Genomic DNA, 25736 nt, shown 5'->3' with positions numbered 1-25736 from the left:
GATCAGATCCGCCGGGCGCTGCGCGCGTTTGCGCTGCCTCCTCCTGATCCGTGAACCCTGGGAGGGGTCCCCAGATACCAACAACTGGAGAAGGCACAGATGCATAGCGACGGCTTCGTTTCGCAGGCGCGCGAGACGATCATTCACTTCCCCCTTGCCCACCGCCGGCACCTCGTTCGCTCCGCTGCCTGTCGGCTGGATCAGCTGAACGGACAGGCGGCGACTGATTTCTGGAAATCGCTCTGCAGCCGGCTGAAAACCGAGCTGTTCGATACCGGCCAATCCCATGAGGATGTGCGCCGGGAGATCCTCGCCTTTCAGGCCGAGGTGCATCGGGAGCTGCTCCTGCTCTACGAGCCTATCGGCGGCGAGCGCAGTCTCGCGGGGGCCTAGCGGCGCTTCCTCCCCCTTGCGACGTTCGGGGGCTTGCGGCCTGTCCGCCGTGATGACGGCAGGCCGCGTCATGTCCTGTCGCAAGACAGTGGGATGCCTGACGATGGCGCGGCGCCCGAATTTGTGCGCGGGCGTTTGAGCATCTTGGTGTGGCGCCAGATGCGACGGCAGAGGGCGGTGGTTTCGGGGTCGGGGTCGGTGGCATACCAAGCGGCGAGCGCCGTCCGTTCGCTCTGCGGATGGGAGCCGGGGCGGGTGTGGATGCGCTCGACGATCGCCAGCGCCTGGCAAAGGTGGTTGGCCGCCTCTCTGTCATCCGGCCAGGTACCGGGGGCGGTGCGGTCGGCAAGCGGAGGCAGAATATCCGCTGCCCAGGCCAGGAACCGCCGGCGCAGCTCGGGTGTGGCGCGGATGGCGCAGGGCGGCAGCCATTCGTCTGCGTTGATCGGATCTGCCGGGCGATGGGCTGTGCCGCTGCAGTGCCGGCTGCGGCGGCATTGGCGCCGCGGGCAAAGGAGCGGGGTTCGGTGTTCGTCGAGGATGTCGCGCAACAGGCGCAGTTCCAGCGGTTCGGGGGCGGGGGTTTCGGAGATTTGTCGGTTCGGCATGTCTGGCTCCTTTCGGCGCTAAGGGAATTGGCGAAATAGGGAATTTCGGAAGGGGTGGGGGAGTGCGAGGCCCATCTCCCCCTTGGTGGGGGAGAAAGCGATTTCGATGAATTAGGCCAGCGCAAGCGGCCTAAACATCTGAAATCGCAAGTGAGGGGGGCCGTTCGTTGTGCCCGCAACACCGATCCCCTCACCAACAAAATCTGAGGTTTAGCCCTGATCGGGCTAAGCCCTCGATTTTGTAACCTCTCCCACAAGGGGGAGAGGTGGCAACCGCGCGCACCTCGCCTCCGAAAGGGGGAGGTGGAACTGAGCTGTCAAAAAACCCAAGCTTCGCCGCCGGTCGGGATCATCTCCCTCCGGGTGGGTCAAACTTGTCTCGGACGAGGCGCCAGAAGCAACCTGTCTAAGGTGTTTATGTGGCTCCTTCCGGCGCCCCGTTCGGCGTCTATTCCCGCTGCATGCGTCTCTCTGGCAAGGCGGCGACGGTCTTCGGGACCTTCGTCCCGAGGATTGACCGGGCGCAGGGTCCGGCTTGGCAGAGTCGTCCCGTGGGAATGTCTGCCAGAGCCTGGCCGGTGGCCCGGGAGGTTCCCGCCGGATGGTGCACCATTCCGACCGGGACCCTCGCCCGGGGGATGCGGCTCTGGTCATTGGCGACCTTTGCCCATCATCCCCGCCGTTTTATCCGCCCCGCCGTCTGGTGATGTTCGCGACGGCGTGGGCGCCTTGTCTGTGTGCCTCTGAGGCACGTCCTTCCGATCGGGGTATCCGGTGAAGAGGCATCCGACCCCTTAACCTTCGTTACCAGCCCCTCGTCCGGAGGGAGACCGTTGCAGCGGGCCGGGGATTTATGCCTGCGACAGCACGCCACCCCGGCGCCGGCCCCGCCTCGCCTGACATCGCATCGTCAGGTGTATCCGAGGGCGGGACGGGGACTAGGGTAAGGGCGTGGAAATGGGCGGGGATGAAAAAGTGTGCCGGGGTTTGAATCTGTTTGGGATTTTCTCAAAGTCATCCCCTTTTTTCGGCCGGAGACGCAGAGAATGTGGCTTTGCCCCTCACCCTACCTTCTCCCCGCTCGCGGGGAGAAGGTAGGGTGAGGGGCTAACGTGATTGGGATGAGGGGCGAAAGCTGAGAGCGCGATGCCCATCTCCCCCTTGGTGGGGGAGAAAGCGATTTCGATGAATTAGGCCAGCGCAAGCGGCCTAAACATCAGAAATCGCAAGTGAGGGGGTCCGTGATGTCGTGGCAACGGAACCGATCCCCTCACCAACAAAATCTGAGGTTTAGCCCTGATCGGGCTAAGCCCTCGATTTTGTAACCTCTCCCACAAGGGGAGAGGGATAGGAACCGCCGCTCGGCCCCTGTCCGCGCATCCCAACCTGCGTTAGGATTGGCCCACCCTAACCCCGACGAGGCGCGATGTTCATTCCCCTGCACGACCGAAACGCGCTGAAGCACATCCGCAAGCAGTATGTGACCCTGGGGCTGATCCTTGCCAATGTCGTGACCCATGTGCTGGCGACGCTGGCACCCGATGCGCTCTACGAGATCGGCGTCTATGGCATGGGTTTCATCCCGGCTGTCGCATTCAACATTGCCGAACTCGACCCGCGCCTCGTGCTGGTGCCGGAAGGTGCGACTTACGTCACCTATTCCTTTCTGCATGGCAGCTGGCTGCATCTGGGCTCCAACATGCTCTTCCTCTGGGTCTTCGGCGACAATGTCGAGGATGCCATGGGGCACTTCAAGTTTCTGTTCTTCTATCTTGCCTGCGCGGCCGCAGGTGCCTTTGTCCATGCGCTGGTGGTCCCGGCAAGCCAGGCACCGCTGATCGGGGCCTCGGGCGCAGTCTCCGGTGTCGTCGCCGCCTATCTGATGCTGCATCCGAAAGTGCGCGTCTGGGTGCTGGTCTTCATGCGTTTCCCCCTGCCGCTCCCGGCCTTCATCCCGCTTCTCTTCTGGGTCGGCCAGCAATTCGTCATGCTGGTCATCGACCGCGACAGCAACGTGTCCTGGGGCGCCCATGTCGGCGGAATCCTGCCAGGCGGACTCCTGGTGCTCTTTTTGCGACGTCCGGGCGTGCCGCTCTTCGATCGGGCGATCGTGACACCCAAGGCAGTCGAACACGCAGCGCCCACGGTTGATGTCGCGACCGTCGGACCCTGGGGTCAAAGACCGGCCGGCGACCCGAAAGGCCGGGAGCGGGACGAGACCGCAAACGGCGCAAAAACCCCGGCGTCGCAACCGGTTCGCAAGGTCACTCACTGGGGGCGATGACAAGAGGTCGCGGCCGCGAAGTATTGACGTGAACGTCAACGTAAATTATTGCTGTCCGTCAAACGGCATCGATCGTTGTGTTTGGGAAAAAAATGCGTATCGATGTCGCCAATCGACAAACGGCGGAGCGCATCAACGCGCATTTTCCGGCAGAAGATTTGAAGAGAGGAACCCATGAAGATACTCGTCCCAGTCAAGCGGGTTGTGGATTACAACGTCAAGATCCGCGTCAAGCCGGATGGTTCCGGCGTCGAGCTCGCCAACGTCAAGATGTCCATGAATCCTTTCGACGAGATCTCGGTCGAGGAGGCTCTGCGACTGAAGGAAGCCGGCAAGGCCGAGGAAGTGGTGATCGTATCGATCGGCCCTGCTAAGGCAGAGGAAACCATCCGCACCGCACTCGCCATGGGCGCTGATCGCGGCATCCTGATCGAGACCGACGAGACCGTCGAGCCGCTCGCGGTCGCCAAGCTCTTGAAGGGCGTGGTGGAAGCCGAGGCTCCGGGCCTCGTCATCGTCGGCAAGCAGGCAATCGACGACGATTCGAACCAGACCGGCCAGATGCTGGCAGCGCTGCTCGGCTGGGGCCAGGCGACATTCGCCTCCAAGCTCGAGCTCGGCGCCGACAAGGCGACCGTGACCCGCGAAGTCGACGGTGGTCTGCAGACCATCGACGTGAAGCTCCCCGCGATCGTCACCACGGATCTGCGCCTGAACGAGCCGCGTTATGCCTCGCTGCCGAACATCATGAAGGCCAAGAAAAAGCCGCTCGACAAGAAGGCGCCTGCCGACTTCGGCGTCGACGTTGCGCCGCGCCTCAAGGTTCTGAAGACCGAGGAGCCGGGTGGCCGCAAGGCGGGCATCAAGGTGAAGTCGGTGGCAGAACTCGTCGACAAGCTCAAGAACGAAGCCGGCGTATTGTAAGCGGAACGGACAGGAGAAACATAAAATGGCTATTCTTCTTCTCGCAGAACACGACAACGCGACCGTCTCCGAACAGACCGCGAAGGCACTGACGGCTGCCACTCAGATCGGTGGCGATGTGCATGTGCTGGTGGCAGGTGCTGGCGCCAAGGCCGCCGCTGATGCTGCTGCCAAGCTCTCGGGCGTCTCCAAGGTGCTGCTCGCAGACGACGCTTCGCTCGGCAACAACCTGGCGGAGCCGCTGGCCGCTCTCATCGTCTCGCTCGCCGGCTCCTATGACACGATCATCGCGGCTGCGACCTCGGTCGGCAAGAACGTGATGCCGCGCGTCGCGGCCCTGCTCGACGTGATGCAGGTATCGGAAATCACCGAGGTGGTCTCTGCCGACACCTTCAAGCGTCCGATCTATGCCGGCAACGCGATCCAGACCGTGCAGTCGACCGATGCCAAAAAGGTGATCACCGTCCGCACCGCCTCCTTCGCCGCCGCCGCTGAAGGTGGTTCGGCTGCCGTCGAGACCGTTGCTGCTGCCGCAAACCCCGGCGTTTCCAGCCACGTCTCCGACGCGCTGTCCTCGTCCGACCGTCCGGAACTGGCTTCGGCCAAGATCATCATTTCCGGTGGCCGCGCACTTGGCTCCTCGGAGAAGTTCCAGGAAGTGATCCTGCCCGTCGCCGACAAGCTGGGGGCAGCCGTTGGCGCCTCGCGCGCGGCTGTCGACGCCGGTTACGCCCCGAACGACTGGCAGGTCGGCCAGACCGGCAAGGTCGTTGCCCCGCAGCTCTACATCGCCTGCGGCATCTCCGGTGCCATCCAGCACCTCGCCGGCATGAAGGACTCGAAGGTCATCGTCGCGATCAATAAGGACGAGGAAGCGCCGATCTTCCAGGTCGCCGATTACGGTCTCGTCGCCGACATCTTCGAGGCCCTGCCGGAGCTCGAGAAGGCACTCTGATCACCCTTTCGCAACTGCGAAAGGACTGGTCAAAGAACCCTTTGCGGTCTATCAATCAGCCGGGCCCGCGATAAACGGGCCCGGCATTTTCTTGGGTGAAGTCTGGAACGGGTGAGGAGCGAGACGATGACGGGTAAGATCAGCAACGTGGGTGTCGTGGGTGCCGGCCAGATGGGCTGCGGCATCGCACAGGTCTCCGCCGCCGCCGGCTACAAGGTCACGATCTACGACCTCTCCAAGGACCGGATCGAAGCCGGTCTCGCCACGATTAACGGCAATCTCGCCCGCCAGGTGACCAACGGCAAGATCACCGACGAGCAGCGGAAGGCGGCCCTTGCCCTGATTTCGGGCTCGTCCGACGTCAACGATCTCGCTCCATCAGATCTCGTCATCGAGGCGGCAACGGAAGACGAGAGCGTCAAGCGCAAGATCTTCGCGGCCCTGTGCCCAGTGCTTAAACCCGAAGCCCTGATCGCGACCAACACCTCCTCGCTGTCGATCACCCGCCTTGCCTCTGCCACCGATCGGCCGGAGCGCTTCATGGGCATCCATTTCATGAACCCCGTTCCGGTCATGAAGCTCGTCGAACTGGTGCGCGGCATCGCGACCGACGAGACCACCTTCGCCACCGCCAAGGATTTCGTCTCCTCGCTCGACAAGACGATCACGGTGGCCGAAGACTTCCCGGCCTTCATCGTCAACCGTATCCTGCTGCCGATGATCAACGAGGCGATTTACACGCTGTATGAAGGCGTCGGCTCGGTCGAGGCGATCGACACGGCGATGAAGCTCGGCGCCAACCACCCGATGGGTCCGCTGCAGCTGGCCGATTTCATCGGTCTCGACACCTGCCTTTCGATCATGCAGGTCCTGCACGACGGCCTGTCGGACTCGAAGTATCGCCCCTGCCCGCTGCTGGTCAAATATGTCGAGGCCGGCTGGCTCGGTCGCAAGTCCGGTCGTGGCTTCTACGACTACCGCGGCGAAGTGCCGGTCCCGACCCGCTGACGCGCCATTCCGGTCCGGCACTCTCCGGCGGAAAGATATTTGCCCCTCCGGGCAATCATTGGTCGGCCATTCCTCGGAAGAGACGGGCCGACCCTCTAGTTTGCGGGGCAGATAGAGATCCCCCGCATACCGGAGTACCAGTCCATGAAACGCCTCCTGCTCTTGAGCGCCGCCATCGCCGCCCTCTCCCTGCCGGTTTCGGCCAGCGCCGCAGACAAGCTGCTCAACGCCTCCTATGACATCGCCCGCGAAATCTTCGCCGCCCAGAACGAAGCCTTCATCAAGGCCAATCCGGGTGTGACCATCGACCAGTCGCATGGCGGCACCTCGCGCCAGGCCCGCGCCATCGTCGAAGGTCTGGAAGCCGACGTCGTGACCTTCAACCAAGTGACGGACGTCGAATTCCTGGCGAAGAACGGCTTCATCAACGAGGGATGGCAGTCGGAATTCCCGAACAATGCCTCGCCCTTCTATTCCTTCCCGTCCTTCCTGGTGCGCGCTGGCAACCCGAAAAACATCAAGGACTGGGACGACCTCGCCCGTGACGACGTGCAGGTGATCTTCCCCAACCCGAAGACCTCGGGCAATGCCCGCTACACCTATCTGGCGGCAACGGCCTATGCGAAGGAGAAGTTTGCCGGCGACGAGGCCAAGGTGACGGAATTCGTCGACAAGATCTTCGACAACGTGCCGGTCTTCGACACCGGTGGCCGCGCCGCAACGACGACCTTCGTCGAGCGCGAGACGGGCGACGTGATCATAACCTTCGAAGCCGAAACCAAGTCGATCGCCAAGCAGTATGGCGAGGACAAGTTCCAGCAGGTCGTACCTTCGATGAGCCTTCTCGCCGAATTCCCGGTCGCCGTCGTCGACAAGGTCGCCGATGCGAAGGGAAGCCAGGAGATTGCCAAGAAGTATCTCGACTTCCTCTACACGCCCGAGGGACAGAAGATCGCCGCCGACTTCGGTCACCGCGTTCACGACGAGACGGTCGCTGCCGAATACAGGGACCAGTTCCCTGAGATCCGCCTCGTGACGGTCGAAGACGTGTTCGGCGGCTGGGAGAAGGTTTCCGCGGAGCATTTCGCCGAGGGTGCCATCCTTGATGGGATCTATGGCAGCCGCTAAGCACGGTTCCCGATCGATTTCAGGACCGGCGGATCATCCGCCGGTTTTCTCATGAAAGGACGACGACGTTGAAACGCCGCGTATTGCCCGGCTTCAGACTGTCCCTCGGGATCACGCTGGTCTATGCCGCGATCATCATCCTGTTGCCGCTGGCAGCCCTGATCTTCAAGGCCGCGAGCCTTGGCCCCGCCGACTACTGGCGCATTGTCTCTTCCGAACGCGCCGTGGCGAGCTATGGCGTGACGGTCGGCTCGGCGCTGGTCGCGACCCTGTTCAACCTCGTCTTTGGTCTGGCACTTGCCTGGGTGCTGGTGCGCTACCGCTTCCCTGGCCGCCGCATTGTCGATGCGCTCGTCGACCTGCCCTTTGCGCTGCCGACGGCGGTCGCGGGCATTTCCCTCACCACGCTTTTCGCCTCCAATGGCTGGTTCGGATCCGCACTCGGTGAAATCGGCATCAAGGTCGCCTATACGCCGCTCGGCATCATGGTCGCCATGGCCTTCACCAGCCTGCCCTTCATCGTCCGCACGGTGCAGCCTGTGCTCGAAGAGCTCGACCCGGCGCTTGAAGAGGCCGGCCAGACATTGGGTTCCAGCGACTGGTCGATCTTCCGCCGCGTGATCCTGCCGCTTCTGACGCCGGCACTGCTTGCCGGCACCTCGCTCGCCTTTGCCCGGAGCCTCGGCGAATTCGGCGCGATCATCTTCATCGCCGGCAACCAGCCCTTTTCGACGGAAATCACGGCGCTTCTCGCCTTCATCCGGCTCGAGGAATACGACTATCCGGCATCGGCGGCGATCGCCTCCGTCATGCTGTTTGCCGCCTTCGTCATGCTGGCGGTCACAAACTACCTGCAGGCCCGCGCCCTGCGCTACACGGTGAAAGGTTGAAGCCATGAGCCAGGCAACGACAGGGCGACGCCCGCCGCGCGTCGGCGACGCTCCTCTTTTCAAATATGCGCTGATTGGCGTGGTGCTGTTTTTCGTCCTGTTCGTCGTGGTCGCCCCAATGGCGGTCATCGGCATCGAGGCCTTTTCCAAGGGCGTGCCGTTCTTCCTCGAGACGATCGCTGCCCCCGACACGCGCCATGCCATCTGGCTGACGGTGATGACGGCGCTGATCGCCGTACCGATCAACACCATCTTCGGCGTGGCGGCCGCCTGGGCGATCACCAAGCATGATTTCCGCGGCAAGCGCTTGCTCACCATCCTGATCGAGATCCCCTTCTCGGTCTCGCCTGTTGTCGCCGGCGTCGCCTATCTCTTCGTCTATGGCCTGCAGGGCATATTCGGCCCCACCCTCGACAGCGCCGGCCTGAAGATCCTCTTTGCCCTGCCGGGCATCGTGCTCGCCTCGATGTTCGTGACGGCACCCTTCGTCGCGCGCGAACTGATCCCGCTGATGCAGGCGCAGGGGCGTGATCTCGAAGAGGCGGCCACCTCGCTCGGTGCGAGTGGCCTGCGCACCTTCTGGTCGGTGACATTGCCGAACATCAAATGGGCCATGCTCTACGGTGTGGTGCTCTGCAACGCCCGTGTCATGGGCGAGTTCGGCGCCGTGTCTATCGTCTCCGGCAACATCCGTGGCCAGACCAACACGCTGCCGCTGCATATCGAGCTGCTTTACCAGGACTACAACGCCGTCGGCGCCTTCGCTGCCGCCTCAATGCTCGCCGCGCTGGCACTTGTCACGCTCGTGGCCAAGGTTCTGCTCGAACGCCAGGGCGCAGGTCGGCGGAACCGCCCGACCACGCTCGCCGGCAATACTTCGGAGAAGATTTCATGAATATTCGCCTCGACACTGTCGTCAAGACCTTCGAAACCTTCCGTGCCGTTCACGGCGTCTCGCTCGACATCAGAAGCGGCGAACTGGTGGCGCTGCTCGGCCCCTCGGGCTCCGGCAAGACGACCATACTGCGCATGGTCGCCGGCCTCGAATTTGCCGATGGCGGCCAGATCCATTTCGGTGATGAGGATGCGACAGACATTCCCGTGCGTGATCGCGGCGTCGGCTTCGTCTTCCAGCATTATGCGTTGTTCCCGCACATGACGGTGGCCGAGAACATCGCCTTCGGCATGAAGGTGTCGAAGGTAAAGCGCTCGACCGCCGACATCGACCGGCGGGTCGAAGAGCTGCTCTCTCTCGTCCAGCTCGCTGGATTGGGCGAACGCTTTCCCGGCCAGATCTCCGGCGGCCAGCGGCAGCGCGTGGCGCTGGCCCGTGCGCTTGCCGTCGACCCACGCGTGCTTTTGCTCGACGAGCCTTTCGGCGCGCTGGATGCCAATGTGCGCCGCGACCTTCGCCGCTGGCTACGTTCCATCCATGACGAACTCGGCATCACCACGCTCTTTGTCACCCACGACCAGGAAGAAGCCCTTGACCTCGCCGATCGCGTCGTCATCCTCGACAAGGGCAAGATCGTTCAGCAGGGCACGCCGGAAGAAGTTTGCCGCCATCCGGCCAACGCCTTCGTCATGCGCTTCCTCGGCGACACCAATGCGCTGAAGGCGAGTGTTGTGAAAGGACAGGCGACCGTCTGCAACATGACCTATGCGGCGGACGGCCTGAAGGATGGATCGGCCGAGCTTCTCTTCCGTCCGACCGATGTCGTCTGGAGCGAAGACGCTTCAAAGGGCGTCGCGGCAACCATCCAGCGGGTTCTGGATCGGCCGGGCTCGCGACGGGTGCTCGCCGGAACGACAGACGGCACCACCGTCGAGTTCGACGTTGCCCCCGACTTCGCCAAAGCGAAGGGCGACGAGGGCTTCGTCGAAATTCTCAGGCCGCGCCTGTTTCAGGACTGACACCGGTCGCGGGCAGCGATTTAGCTGCCCGTCGCTGCCGCCATCACCAGCGCCTTGGCATCGGCCCCATCCCAGACGGCCGGTCCGTTCATGCTGCCGAGAAGGCAACCCTTTCCGTCGACCAGCAGCGTGACCGGCAGGCCGAAGGCAAGCCCCTCGCGCTTCAGCTGGTTGAACACGCCCATGGACGCGTCGCGATAGAGACCGAGCGCGTCGACGCCGGTCTCTTCCAGGAAGGTCTGCGGCTTTTCGACGTCGCCGGTGTCAATATTGATCGCGAGTACCTGGAAGGCTTCGCCGCCGGCCGCCGTCTGCAGGTTGTTGAGGGCCGGCATTTCTTCGCGGCAAGGCACGCACCACGTGGCCCAGAGATTGATCAGCACCGTCTTGTCGGCAAAATTTGCCATGGTCATCGGTGCGCCTTCCTTGTCCTGGAACGATAGCCCCTCGATGAGCTTCGGCTCGCTGACGGGGATCATCGCCGCGACATCGCCCTTCAAATAAGGCTTCAGGCTCTCAGCCCGCTCGACAGAACCCCCACATTGGGCGGCATCTGCGGTCTCCACGGCATTGCCAGACATGGTCTGCTTCACGTATACCGCAGCCGCGCCGGCGACGATGCCGGCCACCGCCGCGATCGCAACCAGCTTGGTGGGGAAGAGACCGCTAGGTCTTTTTTCTGTCATGTCATTCTCCAGGACGGGCACTTCATGGCCGAGGACATCAAGGACACCAAATCCTCCAACCAGATGTGGGGCGGTCGCTTCGCCTCCGGCCCTTCGGCCATCATGGAGGAGATAAATGCCTCCATCGGTTTCGACAAGAAGCTTTACGCCCAGGATATCCGCGGCTCAAAGGCGCATGCGACCATGCTGGCGCACCAAGGCATCATCTCCGTCGAAGATAAAGACAAGATCCTTCACGGCCTGGACACGATCCTGTCAGAGATCGAAAGCGGCAATTTCACCTTCTCGCGCAAGCTCGAAGACATCCATATGAATGTCGAGGCACGCCTTGCCGAGCTGATCGGCCCGGCCGCCGGTCGCCTGCACACGGCCCGTTCGCGCAACGACCAGGTGGCGCTCGATTTCCGCCTCTGGGTCAAGGAAGAACTGCAGAAGACGGAAGCCGCTTTGTCCGGCCTGATCGCGGCTTTTCTCGACCGCGCCGAAGAACATGCCGACACCGTCATGCCCGGCTTCACCCATCTCCAGACGGCCCAGCCGGTGACCTTCGGCCACCATTGCATGGCCTATGTCGAGATGTTCGGCCGTGACCGCCAGCGCGTGCGCCATGCGATCGAACACTTGGACGAAAGCCCGATTGGTGCTGCAGCGCTTGCCGGCACCGGCTACGACATCGACCGCCACATGACGGCGAAGGCACTCGGTTTCCGCGAGCCGACGCGCAACTCGATCGACACGGTGTCCGACCGCGATTTCGCGCTGGAATTCCTCTCGATCGCCTCGATCTGCGCGGTGCATCTGTCGCGTCTGGCCGAAGAGATCGTCATCTGGTCGACGCCGCAATTCGGCTTCATCCGCCTGTCGGACGCCTTCTCCACCGGCTCCTCGATCATGCCGCAGAAGAAGAACCCGGATGCGGCCGAACTGGTGCGCGCCAAGACCGGCCGGATCAACGGCTCGCTGATCGCGCTGCTGACCGTGATGAAGGGCCTGCCGCTCGCCTATTCCAAGGACATGCAGGAAGACAAGGAACAGGTCTTCGACGCTGCCGAAAGCCTGGAACTGGCGATTGCCGCCATGACCGGCATGGTCACCGACATGACCATCCGCACCGACAAGATGAAGGCGGCAGCGGGTTCCGGCTATTCGACCGCAACCGATCTCGCCGACTGGCTGGTCCGCGAAGCCGGCCTGCCCTTCCGCGACGCCCACCATGTGACCGGCAATGCGGTCGCCATGGCCGAGAAGAAGGGCTGCGATCTCGCCGAGCTTTCGCTCGAGGAGTTGCAGAGCATCAATGCGGCGATCACGGCCGACGTCTTCAATGTTCTGACCGTCGAAGCCTCGGTCGCCAGCCGCAAGAGTTTTGGCGGCACGGCACCATCGGAAGTCAGGAAGCAGATCGCCTGGTGGCGGGCCCGTAACTGACTGGGCAACTGATCACGCGCACCGACGCGACACATCACGAGATCAGGGGTGCACAAGCGCCCCTTTTTTCTGTAAACGCTAGCACAACAATATCTTCATGGACCGGGTCATGGTGAATTCGCTGAAACGCACGACGCTTACGCTCTCTCTTGTGCTGGCCGCCTCGCTGGCTCTGTCCGCCTGCGGCCGCAAGGGCGACCTCGACCCGCCGAGCACACCTGTGAGCCAGCAGAACCAGCGCGGCGCCGAGGCGCCGGCGACGCCAGACAGCCCCTTCCTTCTTGATCCGCTTCTCTGACAGGGCTTAACCCGTGAACCATTTCGAGTATCGCGACGGCGTCCTCTACGCCGAAGGCGTGGCCATCCCCGAGATCGCGCGTGCCGTCGGCACGCCCTTCTACTGTTATTCGACGGCAACGCTGGAGCGTCACTACAAGGTCTTCGCAAAAGCCTTCGACGGCGTCGATGCCCTCGTCTGCTACGCGATGAAGGCCAATTCCAACCAGGCCGTCCTGAAGACGCTGGGTCGCCTCGGCGCCGGCGTGGACGTGGTCTCGGAAGGCGAACTCCGCCGCGCGCTGGCAGCCGGCATCCCGGCAGAGCGCATCATGTTCTCCGGCGTCGGCAAGACGCCGAGCGAAATGGATTTAGCACTCGAAGCCGGCATCTACTGCTTCAACGTCGAGAGCGAGCCGGAACTGGAAATCCTGAACCAGCGGGCCATCAAGGCCGGCAAGAAGGCGCATGTCTCCTTCCGCATCAATCCTGATGTCGATGCCAAGACCCATGCCAAGATCTCGACCGGCAAGAAGGAAAACAAGTTCGGCATTTCCTACGAACGCGCACGCGCTGTCTATGCACGGGCAGCGTCGCTGGAAGGCATCCAGGTTTCCGGGATCGACATGCATATCGGCAGCCAGATCACCGATCTGCAGCCCTTCGAAGACGCCTTCCGCCTGCTGCGCGAACTCGTCCAGACGCTGCGCGGCGACGGCCACAGCATCGATCACGTCGATGTCGGCGGCGGTCTTGGCATTCCCTACAAGGACGACAACAACCCGCCGCCCGAGCCCGACGCCTATGCGAAGATCGTCAAGGACCAGCTTTCGGAGCTGAACTGCCGCATCGTCACCGAGCCCGGCCGCCTGATCGTCGGCAATGCCGGCATCCTGGTGACCGAGGTCATCTATGTGAAGGACGGCGGCGACAAGACCTTCGTCATCGTTGACGGCGCCATGAACGACCTCATTCGCCCGACGCTCTACGAGGCCTATCACGAGATCAAGCCCGTGGTGATTTCGGCGGCGAACGCGCCGCGCATCAAGGCCGATGTCGTGGGCCCTGTCTGCGAGACCGGCGACTATCTCGCGCTCGATCGCGAGATGGCCATGCCAAAGCCGGGCGATCTGATTGCCGTCGGTTCGGCGGGCGCCTATGGCGCCGTACAGGCCGGAACCTACAACACCCGCAGGCTCGTGCCGGAGGTTCTGGTGAACGGCAACGACTTCCATGTGATTCGGCCGCGTCCGACCTATGAGGACCTGATCGCGCTCGACAGCGTGCCCGACTGGTTGGCCTGATCCATTCACAATTCGGCGATGAGGCGGGAAAAGCTTGCCGCTTTTCCTTGCCGCCCTCGTCTTCGCCACAAAGACTGCTATCTTCGAGATCTGTCAGCCGTGATCATGCGCGGCGCTCTCGGAGACCAGACGGATGAGCTCTTCCCGCCCGGCCGGCCACAGGAAAGGCGCCTTGAAGGACGACCCCAAGCTTGCGCGTCGCGTCGGCGTCAAACGCGTGCTCGCACGGTCCGTGCTGTTTGCCGAGCGTCTGCTGCCGCTCTTCCTGCCGGTTTTCGGCATCGCCGCTCTCTTCGTTGCGCTTGCCTGGTTCGGCGTCTACCGCGAAGTGCCGGACCTTGTCCGCCTGGCGATCGTTTTCATTCTCGTGTTTGCTTTCGTCGCCTCCTTCCTGCCGTTCCTCAAAGTTCGTCTGCCGAGCATTGCCGAAGCCGACAGGCTGCTGGAAGAGCGCAACGGTCTCGCCCACCAGCCGGTGGCGGTGCAGGACGACCAGCTCTCAGCCGAGACGCCCTTTGCCCGCGCGCTCTGGCAGGAACACCAGCGGCGCATGGCCGAGCGGATCGCCGCTCTCGACGCCGGTCTGCCGCAGCCAGACATCGCCCGCTACGACCGGTACGCCCTTCGCGCCGTGCCAGCCCTGCTCTTCGTCACCGCACTTGCCTATTCCGGCTCCAATGGGGCAGGCTCGATCGCCGATGCCTTCCGTCAGCATGTGCCGGAAAGCGAGGCACCGACAATCCGCATTGACGCCTGGATCACGCCCCCGGGTTATACCGGCCAGCCGCCGGTCTTCCTGTCAGGTCTCGGCACGCAAGCCGCAGCCGGCGTAACCGTGCCGCAGAAGTCCAAGGTGACGGTACGCATCAGTGGCGGGCCGTCGGATGAAAAAGTCCTCTTCGTCCAGCAATCGGATGGTACTGTTGTCGACGTCGCCGAGAAGGACAATGCGGCCCGCATGCCAACGGTAGGCTCCGAGATTGACGCAAGGAGCCAGACGGCCGTTCCGACGCCGCCGCCAGCGCCGGTTCCGAACGCTCCGATGGTCGCGCGCACCCATGAACTGGAACTGGACGACGCGGGCGAGTTGCGCGTTGCCGACCGGACTTGGACGATCGGCGTCACACCCGACAGGGCACCCGAAATCGCCTTTGACGGCACGCCGCGTCGGGCGATCAACGGGGCGCTCGAAATCGCCTTCACCGCCAAGGACGACTATGGCCTGCAAAAGGCGCATGCCGAGATCGTGCCGGTCGAGGAACAGCCGGGTGCCACCCCGCTCTATCCGCTGCCCGACTACAAGCTCGACCTGCCGAGGCACAATGCGCGCGACACCAAGGGTGTGGCCAGCCGCAACATCACCGAACATCCGCTCGCCGGCCAGATGGTGAAAATCACGCTGGTGGCGACCGATGGCGCCGGCCAGACCGGCCGCAGCGAGCCGATCCAGATGCTCCTGCCCGGCCGCAATTTCAACGAGCCGCTGGCCGCAGCCGTTGCCGAACAGCGCAAGGTCTTTGCGCTCGACACCCGCCAGATGCCGCAGGCGATCGCGCTGAACGAAGCACTGGTGCTGCGCGCAGACGAGACGATCCCCGATCTCGGCAACTTTATTGCGCTCGAAAGCGCCCGCGCACGCATGAACATGGCGCGCGGCGAAGAACAGCTGAAGGATACCGCCGACTATCTCTGGGAAATCGCGCTCGGCATCGAGGACGGCGATCTGTCGCTGGCCGAACGCCGCCTGCGCGACGCCCAGCAGGCGCTCTCCGATGCGTTGGAGAACGGCGCCTCCGACGAGGAAATCCAGCGGCTGATGGCAGAGCTGCGCTCGGCAATGCAGGAATTCCTGCAGGCCCTCGCGCAGCGCATGCCGAACCAGCAGGGCGAACCGCAGCAGAATGCCCAGAACATGCTGCGCCAGCAGGATCTCGACAACATGCTCGACCAGCTGGAGAACCTCGCCCGCTCCGGCAATCGCGATCAGGCACAGCAACTCCTTTCGGAACTGCAGCGCATGATGAACAACCTGCAGGCCGGACGCCCGCAGCAGGGCCAGCAGCAGCAGAACAGCGAGGCCCGCCGCCAGATCGACAAGCTCGGCGAGATCATGCAGGAGCAGCAACGGCTGATGGACGAGACTTTCCGTCTGGATCAGGCGCTGCGCGACCGCATGCAACGCGGCGATCCGCAGCAGGGCGAAGAAGGCGCTGAAGGCCAGCAGCAGCAGGGTCAGCAGCAACAGGGCCAGCAGGGGCAGCAGGGCCTGGACGGCATGACGGCCGAACAGCTGAGGGAAGCACTGCGTCAGCTGCGTGAACAGCAGGAACAGCTCGGACAGCAGCTTGGCGAATTGCAGGAAGGCCTCAAAGGCCTCGGCATGGAGCCCGGCCCCGGTTTCGGCGAAGCCCAGCAGGAAATGCAGGGTGCCGGCGAGGCGCTTGGCCAGGGCCAGGGTGGCCCCGCCGTCGAAGGCCAGGGTCGCGCCATGGAGGCGCTTCGTCAGGGCGCCCGCGACATGATGAACCAGATGATGCAGGCGCAGCAGGGCGAGGGTGGCCAGGGTCCGCAGATGGGTCAGGGCCAGGGCAATCAGGATGGTCGCGATCCTCTCGGTCGCCCCCGCGCCACCAGCGGTCCGGATTTCGGCGAACGCGTGAAGGTACCGGACGAGATCGATGTCCAGCGCGCCCGCGAAATTCTCGAAGCGATCCGTGAAAAGCTCGGCGAAAACTCGAGCCCCGAGATCGAGCGGCGCTATCTGGAACGGCTCTTGGATATCCAGTAGTCCAAGCACACAGCTGCGAAGACGAATACGCCCGCATCAGCGGGCGCATTCGTGTTGAGGGATAGGGTGGAGAAGTCTCAGCCGGCGAGCGCCGAAGCGACGGCCTTACGAATATCAGGCAGCGCGAAGGGCTTGGAGACGACGTCGACGATCTTTGCCGACAGGTCGTCGGCGCGCTCGCGCTGTTCGGCATAGCCGGTCATCAGCAGGATCTTCATCGCCGGAAATTCGGAATGGGCGCGGTGCGCGAGCTCGATGCCGTCCATGACCGGCATGCGGATATCGGACAGAAGCAGGTCGAAGGCGCCTTCGGAGAGCTTCTCCAGCCCTTCGGCACCATCGGCGGCCTCATGCGTCTCGTGACCGTCGAGGCGTAGCGCGCGCGCCACGAAGGAGCGGAGGGAGTCTTCGTCTTCGGTGATGAGGATTCTCGCCATGGTTGAAGTCTTCTCCCGCGTTCTTTTCAGCCTTGCGAGAGGCAAATCACCAGACTTTCCTTGTCGAGTGGTAAACGCCGGACCTGCAGTCCGGCGTGATGGTTAACAGCTCACTGCCGTCAGGGGGCAAGATGTTTCCTTTTGAAACAGCTCACGCGTCGCCGGTGACAACGCCGACGAAGGGCAGTTCGCGGAAGGCATAGGCCACATCCATGCCGTAGCCCACGACGAAATAGTCGGGGCATTCGAAGCCGACATAATCAGCCTCAAACTGTTCTTTCCGCTTCACTTTCTTGTCGAGGAGTACTGCGATCGTGACGTTTGCCGCGCCACGCTCGAACATCAGTTCCTTGGCGAACAGCAGCGTACGGCCCGACTCCAGAATATCGTCGATCAGGAGGATGTTGCGCCCCTTCACGTCGCTGTCGATGTCCTTGATGATCTTTACGCCTTGGGAGACTGTGCCTGTGCCATAACTGGACAGGGTGATGAACTCGACCTCGGGAGCAAGACCGACATCATGCAACGCACGAATGAGGTCGGCAGCGAAAATGAAGGAGCCCTTCAGCACCGAAATGACCAGAAGATCATCGCAGGGGCCCTTGATGATATCCTGGGCGAGTTCGAGATTGCGCTGCCGGATCTGCTCGGCGGTAAAGAGCGGTTCGATGTTCTTTCCGCGAACTACGGGCATGGGGAACTCCTTGCTTGTCGACCTCAGGTCCATGGCCGGCGGCATGCCGGAAAGGCAAGGGCCTTAGCACACTGGCAAGGACTTAGGCACCCGACTCTTCGAAGGAAAGCCGGACTTCCGGCGTTTTTCCACCGGGATGCTGGAGACGCGTGACAATGCCGCGGCTCTCGCCGCCGTCGAGGCTTGCCACCGGTGGCTCAATATAGGTGCTGGCGATCACCTGCCCGTCGAGGAGAAGATCGGCCCTGAGCTTCGGCAATGACACTTCCCGGGCAGTGCGGTTTTCGACGATGGCATTGAGCAGGAGGACACGCATCCCGTTGCGGTCCTGCGGCGTCAGGTTGACATGCGTGAAGTCGAGCGGCTTGGCGGCAATCTCCGGATGCTCCCCGTCGCCGAAAACCAGCTGCCCGGCAAGCGAGAAGATGGAGACGAAGGCAATCGCCACCAGCAGCGAAAAGGCGACGTCCGACAGACGTTGCAGGCGCTGTTCGATGGCATTGACCGCATGACGGAGGAGTGTGCGCAGATCAGGTGCGACAGCTACGGCAGACACGGATGCAGCCGGGCGCGGCGACGCCTTGGGCGGTTCACGGACCGTGACGAACTGCGCATCGAGGACTTCGTGGCGCGGTGTGCGCGGGTGCTGGGGATCAATCCGGCGGCGGGCACGATCCGGCGGCAGGAGGTCGAGGTCCGCGGCGGCGGCCTGCTTCTGGTAACGGAAAGCGCTCATGCGTGCGGACCTTTCGCACAGCCAAAATCGGATACCCCGAAAGTCGGCGGTTGAAACGAATCCCCACCAGTCGTAAATTCAAATGGTTAATGCTTCGGAAAAGCGGCTGAGAAAGCCAGGCTCGCCGGCGCATCTTTACCGGCCGTTGACGATCTTCGTTTACGAGCCCCAGACCTCGGACACGTCAGACTGGGCCCCCTTTGATCCATTTCGAAAATGTCGGCCTGCGCTATGGGATGGGACCGGAGATCCTCCGCGACCTGACCTTCGACCTGCCGAAGGGATCCTTCCAGTTCCTGACCGGCCCGTCGGGCGCCGGCAAGACGACGCTTCTACGCCTGCTCTTCATGTCGCTGCAGCCGACGCGCGGACTGATCAAGAGCTTCGGTCGAGACATTACCAGCATCCCCCGCAGCGAATTGCCAATGCTGCGCCGCCGGGTCGGCATCGTCTTTCAGGATTTTCGCCTGCTCGACCACCTGACGACCTATGAAAATGTCGCACTGCCCCTGCGCGTGCGCGGCAAGGCCGAGCAAAGCTACAAGCAGGACGTCATCGAACTCTTGAAATGGGTGGGGCTTGGCGAGCGCATCAACGTGCTGCCGCCGGTGCTTTCGGGCGGGGAGAAGCAGCGTGTGGCGATTGCCCGCGCCCTGATCGACCGGCCGGAGATCCTGCTTGCCGACGAGCCGACGGGCAATGTCGATCCGCCGATGGCACGCCGGCTCCTGAGCCTCTTCCTGGAGCTCAACCGCCTTGGCACGGCGGTCGTGATTGCCACCCATGATCTGGCGTTGATGGACCAGGTGGATGCACGCCGCATGATCCTCACCGACGGGCGGCTCGACATCTATGAATGAGATCCCCCAGGACCCAAATCAGACGCCTGGTCAGAAGAAGCGCCGTGTCGAGATGACGGTGAGGCCGACAGGCCCGATCCTGCCGCCGTCGAACATTCAGGGCAATGCGCTGATGGTGGTGATCTCCATCATGGCCTTCCTCGCCTGCCTGACGCTGGGCGGCGTCTCCATGGTCCGCGCCACGGCCGCCGGCTGGCAGAGCGAGATTTCTCGCGAGATCACCATCCAGATCAAACCCGAAGAAGGCCTTGACATGGGCGCCGCCCTTGTCAAGGCGCGCGATCTAGCGCTCACCTTCGTTGGCACGCGCGACGGCCAGATCATGGACGATGGGGCGACCGCGCGCCTGCTTGAACCCTGGCTCGGCACGGGGCTCAACCTCGAAGACCTGCCCGTTCCGCGGCTGATCGTGATCACCATCGACGAGACCAATCCGCCCGACTTCGACGCCATGCGCGCGCTCCTGAATGAAGAAGTGCCACAGGCCTTCCTCGACGACCATCGCACCTGGGTCGACCGGCTGGTGCAGATGGCCCGCACGACGGTGCTGATCGGCTCGGGCATCTTGATCCTCGTCTTCACGGCCATGGTGCTGACGGTGGTCTTTGCGACGCGCGGTGCCTTGTCGGGCAATCGCCACATCATCGAGGTGCTGCATTTCGTCGGCGCCGAGGGCAGCTTCGTCGCCCAGGAATTTCAGAAACACTTTCTGAAGATCAGTCTCAAGGGAGCGGCGACCGGTGGTTTTCTCGCGGCCGCCTTCTTTGGCCTCGCGAGCTCCTGGCAGAGCCGTTCGCTGGCGACACCGCAAAGCGACCAGGCGACGGCCCTCTTCGGCACCTTCACGATCGGCTGGGGCGGCTATCTCGGCATCTTTGCGACGATGATCGTGATCGCGCTTCTGACCACCATCACGGCGCGCCTGACCGTCATGCGCACGATCTATGAAATCGATCTCATTCGCTCCGATCCGGCCCGCACGGACGGGCTTCTCGACGATTGACGAAATCTCGCATGTTGACTTGCCTTAAAGCCGCCTGTTCGCTGTGGGAAATCCCGGCTATTCACGGGCTATGAGCATGGATCGGATGACCTCGAATCAACCGCTGCGTGACGGCAGCCGCCCTCCTTGGGGTGGCGGCCTTTTTGCGCGTAAAGGCCTGATACGCCGCGCTTTGCGCTATAGCGGGATGCTCGTGATCCTCAGCGCCGCGGTGCTGGTGGCCGGCTTTCTGATCTTTGCTGATTCGGTGAGCAACATGCGCCCGCCCGACACGGTGAAGGCCGACGCGATCGTCGTTTTGACCGGCGGATACCAGCGTATCGAACAGGCGATCGATCTTCTGAAGCGCGGCTACGGCGAAAGACTTCTGATCTCGGGGGTGAACCCCTCGACCACCGCAGGCCAGATCCGCAAGGCGACGCGCACCTCGCCCGACCTCTTCGACTGCTGCGTCGACATCGGCTACGCCGCGATCGACACGATCGGCAATGCCAACGAGACGGCGATCTGGATCCGCGACAAGGGCTATCGCTCCATTCTGGTCGTCACCAGCAATTACCATCTTTCGCGCAGCCTGATGGAATTGCGCCGCAGCGACCCGGACACCGAATTCATCGGCTATCCTGTGGTCAATGCCGATCTGAAGACGCGCGCCTGGTACAGCGAGCCGGATGCGATGCGCACCATGCTGGCCGAATACGGGAAGACGGTGATTGCTTATGTCAGGGGCGTGACCGGATGGAGCCGGGATCAGGGCCTGCGTCCGGACGGAGAAATCACCGAATCTGGACGCACATCCTGACCAGCAAGAAGAAGCTAGCGCTTTTGCTGGCGGGACTTTTGCTCTAATGACGGTTTCGCCCGCCCTCGAGAGCCCCACGACATGATTGCGCTGCGTTCCATTCTCTTCAACACTGCCTTCTATGCCAACCTCATCATCAGGATGATCGTGCTGTCGCCGATCTATTTCCTCCTGCCGCGCAAGAAGGCCTTCTTCGTGCCGAAGGATTGGGCACGCGCCAATCACTGGCTGATGGAAAAGATCGTCGGCACGACGTTTACGGTCGAGGGACTGGAGAACATTCCAAAGAGCGGCGGCTATATCCTCGCCCCCAAGCACCAGTCCTTCTGGGACACCTATGCGCTGCTTCCCTGGCTGGACGACCCGGTCTACATCCTGAAGCGCGAGCTGATGTGGATCCCGGTCTTCGGCTGGTATGTCGCCAAGCAGCGTATGATCCCGGTCAATCGCGGCGCCAAGGGCAAGGTCATGGCCCAGGTCATCGAGCGCACCAAGCTCGAAATGGCCAATGGCCGCCAGCTGATCATCTATCCCGAGGGCACCCGCCGCCCGCCGGGCGCGCCGCCGGAATACAAATATGGCATCGCCCGTCTCTACCGCGACATCAACGTGCCGGTCGTGCCCGTGGCCATGCATCCCGGCCTCTTCTGGCCGCGCCGCAAGTTCCTGCGCTTTCCCGGGCATTTCGTCGTCCGCATCCTGCCGCCGATCGAGCCGGGTCTCGATCCCGACGTCATGCAGGCAACCCTGATGGAACGTCTGGAGGCGGCAAGCGACGAATTGCTGATCAAGACGGCCAAGGATAACCCGCAGCTGCCGCTGCCTCCCACAGCCGTGAACAGGCTGAAGGAACTTGGAGCGCTCTGAGCGCATTCAAGACGGGAATGGCGGGCGGCGCTTCAGGCTCCGTTCGCGGTGATGGCGGAAGCCACGCTCTCGAGCCAGTGGTCGCGAATGCCGATTTCCCGAAGATGGGCGACGGTGTTGGCGACATAGACCGGATTGGGACCCGAGCGACCGACGGCGCCCTCGATAATCTGCGCCGCCTCCTCGACAGTGACGGCGCCTGCATATTGCGGGTGGGCCCGGTCGATGACGTAGGTGAGTGCTCGGACAGAGCGGCCGTCGGAAAGCTGGGTGCGAACATGACGTTCGAGATAGACGCTAGTGACGAGTTCGCGTTCGCGCAGATAGTCGACGGTGGACTGCCATGAAGACGGGGCGACCCGAAAGGCGACACCCTTGCAGGAACCGCCGCGGTCGAGCCCCAGCACCAGGCCGGGCCGATCTTCGGTGCCACGGTGAACATAGGAGCGGACGCAGAGGGAACGACGATAACCGCCGAGCCGGGCGAGCACCCTTTCTTCATAGGGAAAGCCCGGATTCCACATCAGCGAGCCGTAGCCAAAGACCCAAAATTCGTCCATATCGCACGCCAATCGAAGATACGAAGTTATCGCAACGAGGAGCACCCCATGGCCATGTCGACCGCGCCGGAAAGCACGATCAGCCGAAAGGTTGTTCGGCTCGGCGTTTTGATCGTCCTCGTCATCGCTGTCTATAGCGTCGGGTGGTATTTTGCTGCGGAATTTCTGAAGAAACGCATTCTGACCTTCTTCGGTGGCGGAAATCCGGCAGGCGTGACCGCGACCTGCGAGGACGCGACCCTTGGCGGCTATCCCTTCCGCTTCCGGCTGAACTGCACGCGACTTGCCTTCGACGATCACTTCCAGGGCGTGGCCGCATCCTTCGGCTCGATGCGCGTGGCAGCCCAGATCTACAATCCAGGCCATGTCGTCTGGGAGCTGGACGGGCCGGCGGAAATCCGCTCGGCGCTCGGCTTCAACACCGCCATCGACTGGACCAACATGCAGTCCAGCTTCCGCATCGGCCTGTCCGGCCTGTCGCGCAGCTCCCTGATGATGGAAGGGCTGAGTGCGACGGTCACCTCGACGGTCTCGAACATGCAGGTGCAGATGACGGCGCCGAGCGCTCAGTCGCATGTCCGCCAGAACGATGGCAATCTCGACTATGCGACGCTGGTCCGCGATATGTCAGTCTCGATTGGCGGCGAGAGGATTGCGCTTCCGCCCGTCTCGGCGAGCCTCGACGCCACCTTCGCCGACAAGGGCGGACTTCTCGATCCCCGTGTCGCGCAGGAGCAGAAGCTTTACGGTACGAAGGGCGAGGTGCGCCGCATGGTGGTCGACATGGGCGAAGGCCGCGTCCTGACGCTGAGCGGCCCCTTCGAGGTGGGTGAAGACGGCCTGATCTCGGGGCGGATCAAGTTGCAGGTCGAGCAGGTCCGTGCTTGGCGCGATGCCATGAAAACGGCCTATCCGGAACAAGCCAGCATGATCGACAATGTCGCCAACGTGCTGCGGGCACTCGCCTTTGGCCGCGACGACAGCGAAGCCGAGATCACCATCCAGAACGGCGTGGCATCGCTCGGCTTCATCCCGCTCGGACAGATTCCGCCGCTCTGAGGCGGATGCGACTTACTTGTCGATGGAGTGGCGACCAAAGTCCGGCACGTCGACGTCCTGACCTGCCTGGACGATCGAGCGGCGGATGGTGCGGGTGCGCGAGAAGAGTTCGAACAGCTTGTCGCCCTCGCCCCAGCGGATCGCCCGCTGCAGATAGGCAAGGTCCTCCGAAAAGCGCGCCAGCATTTCGAGGATCGCATCCTTGTTGTGCAGGCAAACATCCCGCCACATGGTCGGATCGGAAGCGGCGAGACGCGTGAAATCGCGGAAACCCGAAGCGGAATACTTGATGACTTCCGATTCCGTCACCGCCTCCAGATCATCCGCCGTGCCGACGATGTTGTAGGCGATGATGTGCGGCAGGTGCGAAACGATGGCGAGCACCTTGTCGTGGTGCTGCGGATCCATCTCGTCACACATGGAGCCCAGGGCTTCCCAAAAGCCGCGCAGTCGGGCCATAGCCTCGGCGTCTGTGCCTGCAAGCGGCGTGAAGATGCACCAGCGGCCCTTGAAGAGACCCGGGAAACCGGCATCAGGACCGGACTTTTCCGTCCCTGCCAGCGGGTGGCCGGGAATGAAATGCACATGTTTTGGCATATGCGGCGCCATCTGCGCGATGACCGAGGCCTTGGTCGAGCCGACATCGGTGACGATGGCGCCCGGCTTCAGGTTGGGCGCGATCTGTTTGGCGACAGCTTCCGAGGCGCCGACGGGCACGGAGACGATGACGAGGTCGGCATCCTTCACCGCATCGGCTGCAGACGCCACGTAAGACGTGCCGAGCTCCAGTTCTTCCGCCCGCTTCAACGTCTCGGGGCTGCGGGTCGAGATCACAACCTCTTTCGCCAGCCCGAGCTTCTTCACGTCTCTTGCGATCGACGAGCCGATGAGGCCGATACCGATCAGGGCGATGCGGTCGAACAGGATTTCAGACATCAGGTGCGTTCCATGAATTCGGTGAGGGCAGCGATCACGCCGGTATTGGCCTCCTCGCTGCCGATCGTCATGCGGAGTGCATTGGGAAAACCATAGGACGATACGGCGCGCAAGACGAAGCCGCGCGATGTGAGGAAAGCATCGGCATCGGATGCCCGCTTTCCATCCCGGTCGGGGAAGTGGATCAGGATGAAATTCGTAACCGAGGGCGTGACCTCGAGGCCGAGAGCGGTGAGCGCTTCCGAGACCCGGGCGAGCCAGATCTGATTGTGTTCGATGGCCTTGGCCACATGTGCCTGGTCGCGCATGGCGGCAGCGCCGGCAAGAAGGGCCGGTGTGTTGATGTTGAACGGCCCGCGCACTCGGTTCAGCGTGTCGATGATCTCCGCCGGGCCATAGATCCAGCCGATGCGCAGAGATGCCAGCCCGTAGACCTTGGCGAAGGTCCGCGTCATCACGACGTTGCGGCTGCCCGAGACCAGTTCGATGCCTGCTTCATAGTTATTGCGGCGAACATATTCCGCATAGGCCGCATCGAGCACGAGGATGACATACGGCGGAAGCTCCGCATGCAGCCGCTTGATATCGGCATAGGGCACATAGGTGCCGGTCGGATTGCCGGGATTGGTCAGGAAGACAATCTTCGTCCGTTCAGTCACGGCGGCAAGGATCGCATCGACGTCAACGCGCCGGTCGGTCTCCGGAACCGTGACCGGCGTGCCGCCGGCCGCCAGGATCTGGATGCGATAGAGCAGGAAGCCATGTTCGGTGATGATGGCTTCGTCGCCGGGTCCGAGATAAATGTTGGCAAGCAGCGCCAGCAACTCGCCCGAACCGTTGCCGCAGAGGATATTGGCCGGGTTCAGCCCATGCACCTCGGCAATCGCATCCCGCAGCATACGGGCCTGACCATCGGGGTAAAGTTGGAGCTTTCCTGCTGCCGCCTGAAAGGCTTCGATCGCTTTCGGGCTAGGACCGAGGGGCGTTTCATTGGAGGAGAGTTTGAAGACGCGCGCGACACCACCCGCATGCTCCTTGCCCGGAACATAGGCGGCGATATCCATGACCCCGGGACGGGGCACCGGCTTTGTCGAGGCATTCATGAGGCTCATTCCCGGTCGTTGGGCAGCGAGAAGCAACCCATTTCATGGGCTTGGGATTACTGCGGAAACCGGCCTTTGTCGAGGAGGCGCGCA

The 25736-nt window shown here is 62.8% G+C and carries 26 protein-coding genes; 18 read left to right on the top strand and 8 right to left on the bottom strand.

The window, feature by feature from the left end; genetic code table 11:
* The first annotated feature begins 99 nt into the window (after positions 1–99).
* A complete protein-coding gene (locus QWE_RS02865; RefSeq protein WP_006724568.1) occupies positions 100–393 on the top strand; it encodes a DUF6074 family protein in 294 nt (97 codons plus the stop codon).
* A gap of 68 nt (positions 394–461) precedes the next feature.
* Here QWE_RS02865 and QWE_RS02860 read toward each other — a convergent pair whose 3' ends face one another.
* A complete protein-coding gene (locus QWE_RS02860) occupies positions 462–1001 on the bottom strand; it encodes a hypothetical protein (protein ID WP_006724567.1) in 540 nt (179 codons plus the stop codon).
* Between the two features lie 1426 nt (positions 1002–2427).
* Here QWE_RS02860 and QWE_RS02855 point away from each other — a divergent pair.
* From QWE_RS02855 to QWE_RS02820, 8 genes are all read left to right on the top strand, one after another.
* The gene (locus QWE_RS02855) at positions 2428–3285 is read left to right on the top strand and encodes a rhomboid family intramembrane serine protease (protein WP_006724566.1); all 858 of its coding nucleotides are present in this window, start codon (positions 2428–2430) and stop codon (positions 3283–3285) included.
* Between the two features lie 174 nt (positions 3286–3459).
* Positions 3460–4209: an electron transfer flavoprotein subunit beta/FixA family protein gene (locus tag QWE_RS02850; RefSeq protein ID WP_006724565.1), complete on the top strand. Its 750-nt coding sequence runs from the start codon at positions 3460–3462 to the stop codon at positions 4207–4209.
* A 25-nt stretch (positions 4210–4234) separates the two neighbouring features.
* On the top strand, positions 4235–5164 hold the full coding sequence (locus tag QWE_RS02845) for an electron transfer flavoprotein subunit alpha/FixB family protein (RefSeq protein ID WP_006724564.1): 930 nt from the start codon (positions 4235–4237) through the stop codon (positions 5162–5164).
* A gap of 126 nt (positions 5165–5290) precedes the next feature.
* Complete coding sequence (locus QWE_RS02840) at positions 5291–6172, top strand: 3-hydroxybutyryl-CoA dehydrogenase (RefSeq protein WP_006724563.1); 882 nt, start codon at positions 5291–5293, stop codon at positions 6170–6172.
* A 144-nt stretch (positions 6173–6316) separates the two neighbouring features.
* Entirely contained in the window at positions 6317–7300 is a 984-nt protein-coding gene (cysP, locus tag QWE_RS02835; RefSeq protein ID WP_006724562.1) for a thiosulfate ABC transporter substrate-binding protein CysP, read from the top strand.
* Between the two features lie 68 nt (positions 7301–7368).
* Positions 7369–8190 (top strand): sulfate ABC transporter permease subunit CysT, encoded by an 822-nt coding sequence (gene cysT, locus QWE_RS02830; protein WP_006724561.1) that lies wholly within the window; start codon positions 7369–7371, stop codon positions 8188–8190.
* A 4-nt stretch (positions 8191–8194) separates the two neighbouring features.
* Entirely contained in the window at positions 8195–9085 is an 891-nt protein-coding gene (gene cysW, locus QWE_RS02825; protein WP_006724560.1) for a sulfate ABC transporter permease subunit CysW, read from the top strand.
* Entirely contained in the window at positions 9082–10104 is a 1023-nt protein-coding gene (locus QWE_RS02820; protein WP_006724559.1) for a sulfate/molybdate ABC transporter ATP-binding protein, read from the top strand. The genes cysW and QWE_RS02820 overlap by 4 nt, the downstream gene beginning before the upstream one ends.
* Before the next feature lie 20 nt (positions 10105–10124).
* Here QWE_RS02820 and tlpA read toward each other — a convergent pair whose 3' ends face one another.
* On the bottom strand, positions 10125–10790 hold the full coding sequence (tlpA, locus tag QWE_RS02815) for a thiol:disulfide interchange protein TlpA (protein WP_006724558.1): 666 nt from the start codon (positions 10788–10790) through the stop codon (positions 10125–10127).
* 24 nt (positions 10791–10814) lie between these two features.
* Between tlpA and argH the strand changes: the two genes are divergently transcribed.
* From argH to QWE_RS02795, 4 genes are all read left to right on the top strand, one after another.
* Complete coding sequence (argH, locus tag QWE_RS02810) at positions 10815–12218, top strand: argininosuccinate lyase (protein WP_006724557.1); 1404 nt, start codon at positions 10815–10817, stop codon at positions 12216–12218.
* Positions 12219–12327: 109 nt separating this feature from the next.
* Complete coding sequence (gene lptM, locus QWE_RS02805; RefSeq protein WP_040299387.1) at positions 12328–12516, top strand: LPS translocon maturation chaperone LptM; 189 nt, start codon at positions 12328–12330, stop codon at positions 12514–12516.
* Positions 12517–12529: 13 nt separating this feature from the next.
* Complete coding sequence (lysA, locus tag QWE_RS02800) at positions 12530–13798, top strand: diaminopimelate decarboxylase (RefSeq protein ID WP_006724555.1); 1269 nt, start codon at positions 12530–12532, stop codon at positions 13796–13798.
* 133 nt (positions 13799–13931) lie between these two features.
* A complete protein-coding gene (locus tag QWE_RS02795; RefSeq protein ID WP_040299322.1) occupies positions 13932–16586 on the top strand; it encodes a TIGR02302 family protein in 2655 nt (884 codons plus the stop codon).
* A 77-nt stretch (positions 16587–16663) separates the two neighbouring features.
* Here QWE_RS02795 and QWE_RS02790 read toward each other — a convergent pair whose 3' ends face one another.
* From QWE_RS02790 to QWE_RS02780, 3 genes are all read right to left on the bottom strand, one after another.
* On the bottom strand, positions 16664–17023 hold the full coding sequence (locus QWE_RS02790) for a response regulator (protein ID WP_006724553.1): 360 nt from the start codon (positions 17021–17023) through the stop codon (positions 16664–16666).
* Between the two features lie 151 nt (positions 17024–17174).
* The gene (gene hpt / locus QWE_RS02785) at positions 17175–17717 is read right to left on the bottom strand and encodes a hypoxanthine phosphoribosyltransferase (RefSeq protein ID WP_006724552.1); all 543 of its coding nucleotides are present in this window, start codon (positions 17715–17717) and stop codon (positions 17175–17177) included.
* An 82-nt stretch (positions 17718–17799) separates the two neighbouring features.
* Positions 17800–18453, bottom strand: a complete 654-nt coding sequence (locus QWE_RS02780; RefSeq protein WP_006724551.1) for a hypothetical protein — start codon at positions 18451–18453, stop codon at positions 17800–17802.
* A 200-nt stretch (positions 18454–18653) separates the two neighbouring features.
* Between QWE_RS02780 and ftsE the strand changes: the two genes are divergently transcribed.
* The 4 genes from ftsE (at position 18654) to QWE_RS02760 (ending at position 21985) form a co-directional block, all read left to right on the top strand.
* Positions 18654–19313 (top strand): cell division ATP-binding protein FtsE, encoded by a 660-nt coding sequence (ftsE, locus tag QWE_RS02775; RefSeq protein ID WP_006724550.1) that lies wholly within the window; start codon positions 18654–18656, stop codon positions 19311–19313.
* Positions 19306–20316, top strand: coding sequence for a cell division protein FtsX (locus QWE_RS02770; protein ID WP_006724549.1), 1011 nt, complete (start codon positions 19306–19308; stop codon positions 20314–20316). The genes ftsE and QWE_RS02770 overlap by 8 nt, the downstream gene beginning before the upstream one ends.
* Positions 20317–20401: 85 nt before the next feature.
* Positions 20402–21118, top strand: a complete 717-nt coding sequence (locus tag QWE_RS02765; protein WP_006724548.1) for a YdcF family protein — start codon at positions 20402–20404, stop codon at positions 21116–21118.
* A gap of 81 nt (positions 21119–21199) precedes the next feature.
* The gene (locus tag QWE_RS02760; RefSeq protein ID WP_006724547.1) at positions 21200–21985 is read left to right on the top strand and encodes a lysophospholipid acyltransferase family protein; all 786 of its coding nucleotides are present in this window, start codon (positions 21200–21202) and stop codon (positions 21983–21985) included.
* A 32-nt stretch (positions 21986–22017) separates the two neighbouring features.
* Here QWE_RS02760 and QWE_RS02755 read toward each other — a convergent pair whose 3' ends face one another.
* Positions 22018–22545, bottom strand: a complete 528-nt coding sequence (locus QWE_RS02755; protein ID WP_006724546.1) for a gamma-glutamylcyclotransferase — start codon at positions 22543–22545, stop codon at positions 22018–22020.
* A gap of 48 nt (positions 22546–22593) precedes the next feature.
* Here QWE_RS02755 and QWE_RS02750 point away from each other — a divergent pair, with 48 nt between their 5' ends.
* Positions 22594–23604 (top strand): DUF2125 domain-containing protein, encoded by a 1011-nt coding sequence (locus tag QWE_RS02750; protein ID WP_006724545.1) that lies wholly within the window; start codon positions 22594–22596, stop codon positions 23602–23604.
* Positions 23605–23616: 12 nt separating this feature from the next.
* Here QWE_RS02750 and QWE_RS02745 read toward each other — a convergent pair whose 3' ends face one another.
* Both QWE_RS02745 and hisC read right to left on the bottom strand, forming a co-directional pair.
* The gene (locus tag QWE_RS02745; protein ID WP_240532496.1) at positions 23617–24558 is read right to left on the bottom strand and encodes a prephenate/arogenate dehydrogenase family protein; all 942 of its coding nucleotides are present in this window, start codon (positions 24556–24558) and stop codon (positions 23617–23619) included.
* On the bottom strand, positions 24540–25643 hold the full coding sequence (gene hisC, locus QWE_RS02740; RefSeq protein ID WP_006724542.1) for a histidinol-phosphate transaminase: 1104 nt from the start codon (positions 25641–25643) through the stop codon (positions 24540–24542). Before hisC ends, QWE_RS02745 begins: the two co-directional genes overlap by 19 nt.
* Positions 25644–25736: the final 93 nt, after the last annotated feature.

The sequence above is a fragment of the Agrobacterium albertimagni AOL15 genome (genome assembly GCF_000300855.1).
GTDB classification, from domain to species: Bacteria; Pseudomonadota; Alphaproteobacteria; order Rhizobiales; family Rhizobiaceae; genus Allorhizobium; species Allorhizobium albertimagni.
The sequence above is the reverse complement of the archived record's forward strand: the minus strand, read 5'-3'. Positions and strand labels throughout refer to the sequence as shown.

Bases quoted from the DNA above. Each gene is read 5' to 3' on its own strand.
- lptM (WP_040299387.1), top strand. From the start codon at position 12,328: ATGGTGAATTCGCTGAAACGCACGACGCTTACGCTCTCTCTTGTGCTG.
- QWE_RS02845 (WP_006724564.1), top strand. From the start codon at position 4,235: ATGGCTATTCTTCTTCTCGCAGAACACGACAACGCGACCGTCTCCGAA.
- QWE_RS02765 (WP_006724548.1), top strand. From the start codon at position 20,402: ATGACCTCGAATCAACCGCTGCGTGACGGCAGCCGCCCTCCTTGGGGT.
- cysP (WP_006724562.1), top strand. From the start codon at position 6,317: ATGAAACGCCTCCTGCTCTTGAGCGCCGCCATCGCCGCCCTCTCCCTG.
- hisC (WP_006724542.1), bottom strand. From the start codon at position 25,643: ATGAATGCCTCGACAAAGCCGGTGCCCCGTCCCGGGGTCATGGATATC.
- QWE_RS02850 (WP_006724565.1), top strand. From the start codon at position 3,460: ATGAAGATACTCGTCCCAGTCAAGCGGGTTGTGGATTACAACGTCAAG.
- QWE_RS02770 (WP_006724549.1), top strand. From the start codon at position 19,306: ATGAATGAGATCCCCCAGGACCCAAATCAGACGCCTGGTCAGAAGAAG.
- hpt (WP_006724552.1), bottom strand. From the start codon at position 17,717: ATGCCCGTAGTTCGCGGAAAGAACATCGAACCGCTCTTTACCGCCGAG.
- QWE_RS02865 (WP_006724568.1), top strand. From the start codon at position 100: ATGCATAGCGACGGCTTCGTTTCGCAGGCGCGCGAGACGATCATTCAC.
- argH (WP_006724557.1), top strand. From the start codon at position 10,815: ATGGCCGAGGACATCAAGGACACCAAATCCTCCAACCAGATGTGGGGC.
- QWE_RS02760 (WP_006724547.1), top strand. From the start codon at position 21,200: ATGATTGCGCTGCGTTCCATTCTCTTCAACACTGCCTTCTATGCCAAC.
- QWE_RS02750 (WP_006724545.1), top strand. From the start codon at position 22,594: ATGGCCATGTCGACCGCGCCGGAAAGCACGATCAGCCGAAAGGTTGTT.
- QWE_RS02855 (WP_006724566.1), top strand. From the start codon at position 2,428: ATGTTCATTCCCCTGCACGACCGAAACGCGCTGAAGCACATCCGCAAG.
- QWE_RS02795 (WP_040299322.1), top strand. From the start codon at position 13,932: ATGAGCTCTTCCCGCCCGGCCGGCCACAGGAAAGGCGCCTTGAAGGAC.
- QWE_RS02780 (WP_006724551.1), bottom strand. From the start codon at position 18,453: ATGAGCGCTTTCCGTTACCAGAAGCAGGCCGCCGCCGCGGACCTCGAC.
- QWE_RS02840 (WP_006724563.1), top strand. From the start codon at position 5,291: ATGACGGGTAAGATCAGCAACGTGGGTGTCGTGGGTGCCGGCCAGATG.
- QWE_RS02820 (WP_006724559.1), top strand. From the start codon at position 9,082: ATGAATATTCGCCTCGACACTGTCGTCAAGACCTTCGAAACCTTCCGT.
- QWE_RS02860 (WP_006724567.1), bottom strand. From the start codon at position 1,001: ATGCCGAACCGACAAATCTCCGAAACCCCCGCCCCCGAACCGCTGGAA.
- QWE_RS02790 (WP_006724553.1), bottom strand. From the start codon at position 17,023: ATGGCGAGAATCCTCATCACCGAAGACGAAGACTCCCTCCGCTCCTTC.
- tlpA (WP_006724558.1), bottom strand. From the start codon at position 10,790: ATGACAGAAAAAAGACCTAGCGGTCTCTTCCCCACCAAGCTGGTTGCG.
- QWE_RS02755 (WP_006724546.1), bottom strand. From the start codon at position 22,545: ATGGACGAATTTTGGGTCTTTGGCTACGGCTCGCTGATGTGGAATCCG.
- cysW (WP_006724560.1), top strand. From the start codon at position 8,195: ATGAGCCAGGCAACGACAGGGCGACGCCCGCCGCGCGTCGGCGACGCT.